General features: G+C 41.1%; 11 protein-coding genes. All 11 read right to left on the reverse strand.

Annotated elements, in window-relative coordinates; translation table 11 throughout:
- Positions 1–89: 89 nt before the first annotated feature.
- On the reverse strand, positions 90–1031 hold the full coding sequence (gene prsA, locus B7725_RS07145; RefSeq protein ID WP_084875381.1) for a peptidylprolyl isomerase PrsA: 942 nt from the start codon (positions 1029–1031) through the stop codon (positions 90–92).
- Between the two features lie 67 nt (positions 1032–1098).
- Positions 1099–1812 (reverse strand): O-methyltransferase, encoded by a 714-nt coding sequence (locus tag B7725_RS07150; RefSeq protein WP_084875382.1) that lies wholly within the window; start codon positions 1810–1812, stop codon positions 1099–1101.
- A 1-nt stretch (position 1813) separates the two neighbouring features.
- Positions 1814–3616: an oligoendopeptidase F gene (gene pepF, locus B7725_RS07155; protein ID WP_084875384.1), complete on the reverse strand. Its 1803-nt coding sequence runs from the start codon at positions 3614–3616 to the stop codon at positions 1814–1816.
- 18 nt (positions 3617–3634) lie between these two features.
- Positions 3635–4591, reverse strand: a complete 957-nt coding sequence (locus B7725_RS07160) for a competence protein CoiA (protein WP_084875386.1) — start codon at positions 4589–4591, stop codon at positions 3635–3637.
- A 77-nt stretch (positions 4592–4668) separates the two neighbouring features.
- The gene (locus tag B7725_RS07165; RefSeq protein ID WP_084875387.1) at positions 4669–5817 is read right to left on the reverse strand and encodes a PDDEXK family nuclease; all 1149 of its coding nucleotides are present in this window, start codon (positions 5815–5817) and stop codon (positions 4669–4671) included.
- 174 nt (positions 5818–5991) lie between these two features.
- Positions 5992–6852 (reverse strand): SAM-dependent methyltransferase TehB, encoded by an 861-nt coding sequence (gene tehB / locus B7725_RS07170; protein WP_084875389.1) that lies wholly within the window; start codon positions 6850–6852, stop codon positions 5992–5994.
- A gap of 13 nt (positions 6853–6865) precedes the next feature.
- The gene (smpB, locus tag B7725_RS07175; RefSeq protein WP_001051742.1) at positions 6866–7333 is read right to left on the reverse strand and encodes an SsrA-binding protein SmpB; all 468 of its coding nucleotides are present in this window, start codon (positions 7331–7333) and stop codon (positions 6866–6868) included.
- Complete coding sequence (gene rnr / locus B7725_RS07180) at positions 7296–9650, reverse strand: ribonuclease R (protein WP_084875390.1); 2355 nt, start codon at positions 9648–9650, stop codon at positions 7296–7298. Before rnr ends, smpB begins: the two co-directional genes overlap by 38 nt.
- 35 nt (positions 9651–9685) lie before the next feature.
- Complete coding sequence (locus tag B7725_RS10140) at positions 9686–10006, reverse strand: hypothetical protein (protein WP_239823780.1); 321 nt, start codon at positions 10004–10006, stop codon at positions 9686–9688.
- The gene (locus tag B7725_RS07185) at positions 9985–10914 is read right to left on the reverse strand and encodes a hypothetical protein (RefSeq protein WP_239823781.1); all 930 of its coding nucleotides are present in this window, start codon (positions 10912–10914) and stop codon (positions 9985–9987) included. The genes B7725_RS10140 and B7725_RS07185 overlap by 22 nt, the downstream gene beginning before the upstream one ends.
- 58 nt (positions 10915–10972) lie before the next feature.
- Positions 10973–11206 carry a preprotein translocase subunit SecG gene (gene secG / locus B7725_RS07190; protein ID WP_000282517.1) on the reverse strand — a complete coding sequence of 78 codons (234 nt, stop codon included), beginning with the start codon at positions 11204–11206 and terminating at the stop codon, positions 10973–10975.
- Positions 11207–11223 lie beyond the last annotated feature (17 nt).

Consider the following 11223-nt stretch of genomic DNA (forward strand, 5'->3'; position numbering starts at 1 on the left):
CACTTATCCTTTAATCCTTCGAATTTTACTTATTTTCTAGTTTTAAGTATAAAAAAACAAACCTCAAATGAGATTTGTATTTTCATTGCTTAGTTAGATGAAGAGCTACTGCTTGAGCTTGAGTCACCACCACCGATGTATTGGGTGAAGATGTTTTGGAAGGCTTGGTCTTTGACCTTGATGTTTGCTGCTTGTAATTCTTTACCAATTACTCCTTGAACAAAGGCTGAATCATTTTGTTTTTGAGTCAAAATGATGGTCTTCAATTTTTCTTTGTAATCCTCTAAGTTAGAAGATTTTTCTGTCTTCTTCGTTACTTTAACGATGTAGAATTGATTGCTGTAGGCTTGTGTTCCAGTAGCCGTAATCACATCAGAAACACCGTTCACATCCAAGGCGAAGGCAGCTTTTTTGACTTGTTCTGGAAGTTCTGTAGAAGCAGAGTCAAAAGTAATTTCTCCACCATTTTCTTTTGTTTTGTCGTCGTTAGAGTTGTCTTTCGCCAACTGAGCAAAATCTGCACCTTCTGCTTTGGCTTTCTCAAGCACTTCTTTTGCCTTGTCTTCATTATCCATACGGATGATTTGAGCTGTCACATCTGGTGTATAGGACTCAAAAGCCTTTTGGTAAGCCTCATCTGTCAATTCACTCTCGGCAGCTTTCTTAACTGCCAATTCAACCAATTTGCTAGTACGGATTTGAGCTTTACGAGTCTCAGGTGTCATACCTGCACGTTGAAGCACGCTGTTGTAGCTATCGCCGTATTTCTTTTGTTCCTCAGCAACGGCGTCATCCACATCTTTGTCAGTCACTTCTGACCCATATTGTTTTTCAAATACTTTTTGGATGGTCATATTGAGCAAGACTTGTTGCGCGGTTGAATTATTCTTTACTTCTTCAAAAAATTGATGCTCAGTAATCACATCACCCTTCATGCTGATCAAATCTTTTCCTTCAGAACTATTTGAACAAGCTGCAAGTGTGGCTACTGATAAAAGTGTGATGGCTCCTGCCATAATTTTTTTCTTCATGTTTACTCCTTTTACGGTAAGTGTTACTTTATCTATTTTACTATAATTTCTTAAATTTTTCTGAAAATCATTTATCATCAGGTAGCTGTACATCTGCTACATTCTTTCGTAGCATGAGAATGCCATCACCAAGAGGAACTAGAGTTGCTGTTAGACCTGGATTGTCCAAAGTTGCGTCGAAAAGTCTTTGCAAACCACGATAAATGGTTCGTTGTCCACGGCGGACTTCCATGATGTCCCTTGCAACATCTCCTCCTTGAAAAATATCATCCAAGACAACCACTCCACCAACTTCAAGTCGTTTGAGAATTTCAGGTAGAAAGACGATGTACTTGGACTTAGCCGAATCCATAAAGACAAAGTCATAAGTTTCTGTCAGAGTAGATAAAACATCGACGGCATCTCCCTCTAAGAGGGTGATTTGCTTACGACTGTCAAACTGGGCAAAGTTTTCCTTGGCAAAGCCTATCATCTCAGGATTACGGTCAATGGTTGTAATCTTGGCATCTGGCGCATGTTCCGCCATCAAGAGGGCTGAAAAGCCAATTGCCGTCCCAATCTCCAAAATGTTCTTGGGCTGTATGGTCTCCATGAGAAACCGGAAGTAGGCAACTGTTTCATGAGGAATGATAGGAATATTTTCCTTACGAGCAAAGGTTTCCAATTCTTTCAAAGAACCAGTCACCTGCTTTTGACGCTGGCGCATGAGTTCAACGATTTCTTCCTTGACGACGGGCCGGCGCATGTTATGGTTGGCATTTTTACTATAAGACTCTACCATCTTAAGCTAGTCCCAATTTTTCAACAAGAGCTTCAAACTCGTTCAAGCGACGTTCAAAGACTGCAAAGGCGTCGTTAAGATAGTCTTCTTTTTCCATATCCACTCCCGCTTTTCTCATAACATTGAGTGGATAGTCTGACTTACCTGCTTTGAGATAGTCGATATAGCGGTCACGATCTTCTTGACTACCATGGACAATCTTCTCAGCCAAGGCTGAAGCAGCTGCAAAACCTGTTGAATACTGATAAACATAGTAGTTATAGTAGAAGTGTGGAATGCGCGCCCACTCGTATTGGATTTGAGTATTGTCTTCCTTGCTGAGTCCATAGTAATCTTGGTTCAGGTCAGCGTAGAGCTTATTGAGGAAATCACTTGTCAAGACTTCTCCATTCTGGTCTGCTTGGTGGATGGCATGTTCAAACTCAGCGAATTGAGTTTGACGGAAGACTGTTCCACGGAAACCATCTAGGAAGTTATTGAGGATAGCAAAGCGTGTTGCGTCGTCTTCTACTTCTTCCAATAATTTCTCCGTCAAGATATTTTCATTAGTAGTTGAGGCAATCTCTGCCAAGAAGATAGAGTAATCTCCATAAACATAAGGCTGAGTTTCACGAGTATAGCTTGAATGCATACTGTGACCTGTTTCATGGACAAGGGTAAAGAGATTGTCTAGATTATCTTGCCAGTTGAGAAGCATAAAGGCATTGGTATCATAAGAACCACCAGAGTAGGCACCAGAGCGCTTGCCTTGGTTTTCATAGACATCAATCCAACGCTCACTGAAGGCACGTTTGACACGGCTCAAGTAGTCTTCACCCAAAACTGCCAAAGCTTCTTCTGCCTTTTTCAAGGCTTCTTCGTAGGTAAAGCTGTATTCTACTGAAGATAGTGGTGTGTAGACATCGTACATCTTGAGGTCGGAAATACCCAAGATTTTAGAACGAAGTTCTAGGTAACGATGCAAGAGCGGCAAATGCTTGCGAACTGCAGCTACTAGATTGTCATAGACGCTTTCTGGAACAAAATTTGCTGCGAGGGCTGCATGGCGAGCACTCTTATAGTTGCGAACTTTTGCTCGGTAGTTTTGCACCTTAACATTTGTCTGTAAAGTCTTAGCGTAAGTATGTTGGAATTGCTCGTAAGTCGCATAAAGGGCTTCATAGGCACCACGACGCACTTCACGGTTTTTAGACTCCATCAAACGGATGTAAGTACCGTGTGAGAGTTGCACTTCCTTGCCTTCGTCATCAAGGACATATGGGAAGCTAATGTCCGCGTTGTCCAAAATAGCAAAAGTTTCACTAGCAGCGCCAAAGATTTCTCCTGCTCCAGCAAGCAATTCTTCCTCACGTTGCGAAAGAACATGGTCTTTCTTCTGTAAGAGCTTATCAAAAAAGTGTTTGTAAACTTGGAGTTTTGGTTGAGCTTCTAGGAAGGCAGCATACTGCTTTTCGCTAACCTCCATAAACTCAGGTTCATAGAATGAAAAGGCTTGTTCTAACTGACTGTACAGGGTCATTGCCTTAGCATAGTACTCTTGATACTTGGCTTCACGCGTGTCCTGATCATTTTTCATATGCGCATAGACATAAAGCTTTTCAACTTGGCGTTCCAAGTCAAGTGAGAATTCTGTAATCTCAAGCAAACTGTCTGCACTATCCAAGAGATGCCCCTCATACTGAGATGCTATTTGTACTTTTTCAGTTAAATCTTTCAAGGCTTCTTCCCAAGCCTGGTCTGTTGGGTAGATTGTCGAAAGATCCCATGTATCTTTTTCATTTATTTCATGTCGTTGTAATACCATAAGATTCCTCCATCCTTTCTATTTTACCACATTTTTTGAGAAATATAAGTGATAAAAGGCTGGTGGATAGAGCTTTTGGCGATTATTTTTCGGATTTTTTTGATAGTAGGCCTGAAAATTTCTATAATAGCTAGTCAAATCCGTTTCAATCTGCAAAAAATCACCTGACTCTATCGGTCTGACCTGGGGATACCAGTCGTCCAGTTGATGGTTTAATAGATTGTCTCCTTGATAATAAGCTTCCTCCTGCTTCTTCATCCAGTAAGGCGTTTGGTAGTACAACTGCTGGCGAATGTAGTGACAGATAGTGGAATCTTGCACAACTGCAAAACGAGACAGTTTTTGTTTTTGATAAGGAAATCGTAGAATTTCCAAGAGATTTCCTTGGCCATAGGGAAATTCCTTGACCTGAAAATGAAGCTTGCCACGTAGGTCCTGATGTAAAAGGTATTTAAGTCTCAAAACTTGCTTTTTGAGATCCAGTTCCCAAACATAGAATCCCATATTTTTACTAAAATAGAGAAATCCCCTTTGCAGTTGTGTTAATCGCTCCTTTAACCAGAGTTTCTCTCCCAGTAGCCAGATAACCTGATAGCCTTGGCTACGGTATCCTTGGCTTCTATCACCTAAAAGCTTTTGAGACAAGGGGCTGCACTGAACCTCCAGAGCTAGTTTCTCATTGACAAGAACATCCGCTATCTGCTGGATCTCGGGAAGAGCGTACTCTAGGGCAACCTGATAGTCTTTCTTGGCCCAGTGATAAAGGGCCTCTTTGTTGCCCAAGTGTTCTGGACTTTCATTCTCGAATATAGCGATGCAATCTCTTAACCTTTCATGGGCAAAGTGCGTTCGAATGCTCTGTCCTTGGCGTAACCGTAGTCCGCCTCCACAGGCTGGACAAGTATAAGCTTGCTTGGTCACATCTTTTTCGAGGGCATTTACCAAATTCCCCTTGGCATCTCTGGCTACAAACATGGTCTACCTCCTTTTCCCATTTATTCGAAAAAGAAGAAAAAAAAGACTGGAATCCCAGCCTTTCATGATATTATTTCTTATCTTTTTTGTCTCTTAGAATATTTTTTTAGCATGGGAATGAGATTGGAAATCTGCTCACTTCTAATGACCAGCACGCCGTATTCCTGGCAGCGATTGGCATAAGCAGGATTGATTTTCCCCGTACAGACAATTAACTTGAGGCAACTCTCCCCAGCAAAATGATTGGCATAGACTTCTAGTTCATTGATGGCTTCAACAGATAAATCTGTCATCTTACAAGAGATAAAGGTAATCGAGCGTCCCTTTCTCAGAATGACATCAATCTCATTTTGAACATTGTCCGCCTCTGGAAAGATGCCATTCCAATCAATCTCACCACCTATCATGCACTCATCAAACAGCTGCGATTCAAGTGCCAAGAGATAGAGATATACCTCTAAAATATGTCCCTTATTGCGGCAAAAGACTTGAGCTTCTTGACTTGGAAAGCTGTATACTACTCGCTCCTTGTCCTCGCCTTCAATACGAAGCATCCCCGCTTCCACAAGTAAGGGGACAAGGGATTCTGGATAGTGATAATACTTGCCGTTGTTATCCAGTATTTTTTCGGTCTCAGCATGAAGGTCATTGGTCTTAGCTAGAGAGAAAAATTGGGTCACTTGGTACCAGTGGGCAGGATTGGCAATAGCTGAGCTGGCTAGCTTTTTGATGGCTGCAATTTGCTGAGCTGAGTGGATAGGGCGTTTGGATTTGAGCATTTTTCCACCACGCAAGGCTATCAACTGTTGGATGCTTAGGGTTGGAATGTCCAAGTCTTCTTTTTCTAACTGACCGGCTACCCACTTGTATTGTTTTCCTCGCTCGACATCCATGGCAACGATGGGGAGGTCCCGATCCAAGCCGTATTGATAGAGGGATAAGGCTAGTAGCGAATCCCCACCAAAAACATCGAGAAGGACTTGGTCGTAACCTGCTAGGCAATAATCTAGCTGGTCCACTAGTTGTTCTAAGGAGAGCTGACGAAAGGTCACTCGTTGGATATGAGGCACCTCATCCATGATAAACTGACGGAGGGAGACTTTCTCATCATTGCTTATTTTCGTCAAAGAAAGGAAGAGAATCTCGTCACAATCACTGATAAAGGCTTGGTAGACATTCTTTTCCAATACATGCCGATCATACAGCTCCACCAAAAGACTCGTCATTTGATCACCTCCATCATCTACAACTGATTAAGCAGAGAGACAGTAATAGACCTCTACTGCTCAGATTTCCTACTTCTAGTATAGCATAAAACCTGCTAGTCCCAATCAACCAACGCAAATAAAAACGAATAGAAACCTTGCAAAGTGATTTCTATTCGCTGGGTTAAGTTTGATTTACTTAACTTTTTTGGCTAACATGGTCGCAAAGCGTAGTTGAATGCGATTGCCATTTTCATCACGACGGTGCAGCTGTCCTGGATTTTCATTGTACTTGACCAACTCCCAATCTTTGTAGTAGTCCGCCAACTCCCCTTCTTTAAAAGTGAATGGGAAGTTAACTGAGCAAGGATAATCCTCTGTATCCATGGCACAGACGATAAGGTTATAGCCACCAACCGTGGTGTGCTCCTGCATATTTTGGATGATAGCTGGAATGCGGTCCGCTTGTAGGAACATCAGAACAACTGTTGAAACGATGAAATCATAGTCTTGGCTAACACTGGCTGAATTGATATCGTAAAGACCAACAGGCATGTCTAGATCCTCTTGTTCCACAATGCTTTGCAAGATTTCAAGGGACAATTCATTTTGATCAACAGCTGTCACATCAAAACCATTCTGTGCGAGAAAGAGAGAGTTACGGCCTTGACCACAACCCAAATCCAAGGCTCTTCCTGGTTTCACCGTTTGCATGGCTTCTAGAACCTCTGAATGGACTGGATTGGTCTGGTATTTCTTAGGGAAATAATCCTCAGGTTTACAATAAAATTCCAAGTACCACTCTACATCGTCTGTTGCAGCCTCTACTCGGTGCCAGGCTTGCGGTTGTGCCATAGGATTGTCAGCTCCTGCCTCAAAGAGGTGCTCAGCTAGAACCTCACCATATTCGGTCAACTCAATAAACTTGAGTACCCCTTTCAAGACAGTAATTTTTCCCCAAGTGCCGACTTTAGTATTGTGCTTTTGCTGAACTGCTTCAGGCATGGTCTGTTTATTCCACAAGGGCATCCGTTTATAGGCAATTAATTTTTCCATTTCACTTCCTCTTTTATCGCTGGTTGACAGCTTTCATCACACGCGCGATGTCGCGGTTTTGTTCACGACGCTTGATTGACTCCCGTTTGTCATAGTCATGTTTCCCTTTAGCAAGTCCTAAAAGGAGTTTAGCGTAGCCATCTTTGATATAGACTTTGAGGGGAACAAGGGTCATTCCTGTCCCTTTGGTCTCTTGTTCCAATTTTTGAATTTGCTTCTTATGGAGCAGGAGTTTGCGACGGCGTTCTGGTTCCTGGTTCCAGATATTGCCCTCTTCGTAAGGGGCGATATGAACATTGCTCAGCCAGACTTCCCCATTTTTTACTTGGGCAAAGCCGTCCTTGAGATTGATTCGAGCAGCTCGAACGCTTTTGATTTCAGTTCCGGTCAGGACCATTCCTGCCTCTAGCGTATCTACGATTGTATAGTCGTGGTGCGCCTTTTTATTTTGTGCGACGACCTTTCCCTCGCCCTTTGCCATGCTTGGCTCCTTTCTTAGCTACTTTCTTGTAAAAAGGTTTCTTGCCTTTTTTCTTTTTATCTTTTTGTGAATGCTTGTGCTTATCATTTGAGTGCCCTGATTTTCTCTGGTCTTCCTTCTTGTCTGAACGACGACTTGAACCACGACCTCTGTCTTTGCGCCCAGCTTGTTTCAAGCCTTTTTCGATGACATCAAACTCACTTGGGATATAAGAGAAGTCAATCTCACCTGTCATCTTATCCGCTCTTTCAACTCGAATGCGAATCTGCTGTCCTACACGGAAAGTTATGCCCGATTTCTCCCCACAGAGTGTCAAGTCACGCTCATTGAAATGATAAAATTCAGGTAAATTGGTAATGTGAATCAAGCCTTCGACTGTATTTGGCAATTCGACAAAAAGACCAAACTTAACAATGCTGGATACAACCGCATCGTACTCTTCACCAACGTATTCTTCCATGTACTCAGCCTTTTTCATGGCTTCGACTTCACGCTCCGCCTCGATGGCACGACGCTCACGGTTGGAAGACTGGGTTGCAATCTCTGGAATCACTTGCTCAAAATGCTCTGCTATTTCCTTAGAACGGCCGTAATCCCGAATCATACGGTGGACAAGGAGATCTGGATAACGGCGAATCGGACTGGTGAAGTGAGTGTAATAGTTAGCGGCTAGTCCATAGTGACCGTGATTGTGCTCAGAATAGCGAGCTTGTTGCATAGAACGGAGAAGCATCATGGATAATACATCCGCATAAGGCTCTCCCTCAACAGCACGCATGATGTCTTGAAGCGTTTCCTGGCTAATCTCGCTAGCAGTTCCATAAATTCGCAAACCAAAGCTCGAAGCGTAATCAATAAACTTCTGAACTTTTTCAGCCTTAGGCTCCTCGTGAATCCGATAGATAAAAGGCAACTCTAGTTTACTGAAGTGTTCCGCAACCGTTTCATTAGCAATCAACATGAAGGACTCAATCATCCGCTCAGCAACACCACGCTGACGAAGGACAATATCCACAGGCTTGCCTTTTTTATCCACCAAAATCTTAGCTTCACTGGTATCAAAATTGAGTGCTCCACGTTTCTCACGCATGCTTTCTAACGTTTCATGGAGCTTGGCCATGAGCTCGATACTAGGAACAATTTTCTTAAACTCTTGTCTCTTTTCCTCGTCACCAGCTAGGATGTCATTGACAGCGCTATAGGTCATACGAAAACTAGTCTTGATAACCGTTTGGGTAATGGTGTAATGAACTACACGACCATGTTTATCAATTTCCATAATGGCAGACTGGGTCAAGCGATCGACTTGAGGATTGAGTGAGCAGATGCCATTTGACAGTCGTTCTGGTAGCATAGGCACTACACGGTCTGTCACGTAGACAGAAGTTGCGCGGTTAAGTGCTTCCTTGTCAAGGGCAGAGCCCTCAGTCACATAGTAGGAAACATCCGCGATGTGAACTCCGAGTTCGATATTGTCATTTTTCAAAGCCTTGATGTGAACTGCATCGTCCAAGTCCTTGGCATCCGCTCCGTCAATGGTAAAAGTAAGCTCATCTCTTAAATCAAGACGGCCTTCCATATCCTTTTCTGATGGAGCATCAGGCACACTTTCCGCCTCCTTGAGAACAGCTTCTGGAAATTCTGAGACAATATCCATGGATTCTAAGACTTCAAGAACGTCAATCCCAGCATCAGTCGAGTGTCCCACCACGTCCAGCACACTAGCGACAAAGAAATCATGTTTCTTACTTGGATATTTGTCGATAAAGACCTTGAGAACCTCTGTACCTTCCAGCTTGATAGCTGGTTTCTTCACATAGATTGGTTGGCTGATTTTCTGATTTTTTGAACGGATGTAGCCCGCATACTTGGGCTTTTCCTGATCCAAAACGATTTGCCCGACAACTGTCGTCAGGCTATGCTCTAGGATATCGATAATTTTTGCTTCTGCAGCAGTTCCCTTGTTACGGTCAGCGACTTTCTTAATCACGACCTCAACGATATCACCATCAATGGCATAGTTGACATCGTTTTTTCCTACAAAAAGGTCGTCCTCTTCCCCTTCTAGACTAACAAAGCCAAAGCCGTTTTTATGGGCATGAAAAATCCCTTTGAGGGTAATTTCATGTTTCTTCTTTTGGTCCAGACATAAACTACCATCATCTTCAAAACGAATCTGGTGCTTTCTTTCCATCAGAGACAGGGTTTTAATCAACTCACGGAAATCCTTGGACCCATCCTTTCCGAGAGCCTGAGCAAGGTCATTTACCGTCACTCGCCCCTTCTCTTGCAAATATTCTTTAATTTTATCTTTCATGTTTTCTTTCTAGTAATTCTATAGCAACTATGTTTTCAGTCCTTATTAGTATTTAAAATAATATTTACCTTATTTTTTATTAACTCCTCAGATATTTCTTCATCGTATTTTATATAAACTAGATAAACATTATTTTCTTTGCTCAATTCATACTTTTCTCTATCTCTAATTAATTGGCGCTCGAAATTTTTTTCCCCACCAAAAAATTCTACCGGTTGAAAATGCTGAATCCCCTGATATTCAATTGCAACATTTAATCCTGATATAAAAATGTCATAGGATAATTGTGCTCCGGTAGTCTTACTGCGAAGAAAAAAAGGTCTCATTTGATATACTACCTTGTAATCTTTAAACATTTTTTTGTTAAACGATAAACAAGTTCTTCTGAAATCCATTTATTATTAGGTTGTAACCAGCTACTTCTCTCTAATTTATCAAATTTACAACTATTCTCATTAAATTCATTCGCAAGCTCGTCTGCTCTTTTATAAACCAAACTTTTTTCTTTGTGGTATTCTTCTATGAAAAAGTATGTTAAATTTTCTTCTAATCTCCTAACACGCTTGACTCCTTTCCACAAATTGAATGCTTTTTCCAATGGGGTCATCCAACCATAATTACCTCCTCTCATAGTATCTCTATATAATTTACCTGTTTTCACCGTATTTTTACAAAGTGTATTAATATAGACTCGAGGAGAACTTACGGAGTATGCTACAGCTTTTGCATAAGTATTATTTGGTTTCTTAAATTCTATAAAAATAAAGTAATATCGAAATCCGTCCCATTTTTCGTATCTTTCTTTTAATCTTAATTGAGGTACTTCTTTATCAATATATTCAATTTCAGAAGGAATATCCATAGACCAATAATATCTAGACCAGCCTTTAAACTTTACATACTCAATAGGTACAAATATCAATTCTTCTCCAATATAAGCAATTACTTTTCTCTTAACCTCCTCATTATTATATTTCCATCCTATTTCATTATTTGTTAATTCAACAATCCGAAAAGAATAATAGTGATTTCCATATATACCTGGCTCTATATACCTATTATTTGTTAAATCTTCCTTACATAAACCTTTATTATTTACATAATCTACCTTGTTTCTGTTAACTTCAAATAGTAAGATTAAGGAGTCATTAAGTATGTATATTTTTGAATAATGGTCAAAATCTAATACCTCAATAGAGTAGCCAGTTAAGTAACTCTCAAAATAATCTTTAACTAATTGAATAGACTCCCCAGATAGATGCATTTTAAAGCTCCTTCTCATTCAAAATAAAAATAGGCTAAGACCTAGTCTCGCCCATTTCTTATCTACTTGATAATACCGTCAATGCTAAGGCAATGGCTAGCCAGAAAAAGACTAAGATACCTGTCAAACGTTGCATCACGGCTTCAAAACCACGCGCCTTACTACGTTCAAACAAGTCACCTGAGCTGGCATCAAATACATTGCTGGATTGGTTCTTAGTTGGTTGCATGAAAATCGCAATCACAATCACAACAGATAATACTAATAAAATGGTTAACAATAGGTTATACATATCAAACTCCTTAAAAT

Origin of the sequence: Streptococcus oralis subsp. tigurinus (assembly GCF_002096275.1) — a bacterium.
Classification (GTDB): domain Bacteria; phylum Bacillota; class Bacilli; order Lactobacillales; family Streptococcaceae; genus Streptococcus; species Streptococcus oralis_CN.

What these genes read in the sequence shown, in the direction of transcription:
- B7725_RS07150 (WP_084875382.1), bottom strand. Translation starts at nt 1,812, where the DNA reads ATGGTAGAGTCTTATAGTAAAAATGCCAACCATAACATGCGCCGGCCC.
- pepF (WP_084875384.1), bottom strand. Translation starts at nt 3,616, where the DNA reads ATGGTATTACAACGACATGAAATAAATGAAAAAGATACATGGGATCTT.
- B7725_RS07185 (WP_239823781.1), bottom strand. Translation starts at nt 10,914, where the DNA reads ATGCATCTATCTGGGGAGTCTATTCAATTAGTTAAAGATTATTTTGAG.
- smpB (WP_001051742.1), bottom strand. Translation starts at nt 7,333, where the DNA reads ATGGCAAAGGGCGAGGGAAAGGTCGTCGCACAAAATAAAAAGGCGCAC.
- B7725_RS07160 (WP_084875386.1), bottom strand. Translation starts at nt 4,591, where the DNA reads ATGTTTGTAGCCAGAGATGCCAAGGGGAATTTGGTAAATGCCCTCGAA.
- B7725_RS10140 (WP_239823780.1), bottom strand. Translation starts at nt 10,006, where the DNA reads ATGTTTAAAGATTACAAGGTAGTATATCAAATGAGACCTTTTTTTCTT.
- secG (WP_000282517.1), bottom strand. Translation starts at nt 11,206, where the DNA reads ATGTATAACCTATTGTTAACCATTTTATTAGTATTATCTGTTGTGATT.
- B7725_RS07165 (WP_084875387.1), bottom strand. Translation starts at nt 5,817, where the DNA reads ATGACGAGTCTTTTGGTGGAGCTGTATGATCGGCATGTATTGGAAAAG.
- tehB (WP_084875389.1), bottom strand. Translation starts at nt 6,852, where the DNA reads ATGGAAAAATTAATTGCCTATAAACGGATGCCCTTGTGGAATAAACAG.
- rnr (WP_084875390.1), bottom strand. Translation starts at nt 9,650, where the DNA reads ATGAAAGATAAAATTAAAGAATATTTGCAAGAGAAGGGGCGAGTGACG.
- prsA (WP_084875381.1), bottom strand. Translation starts at nt 1,031, where the DNA reads ATGAAGAAAAAAATTATGGCAGGAGCCATCACACTTTTATCAGTAGCC.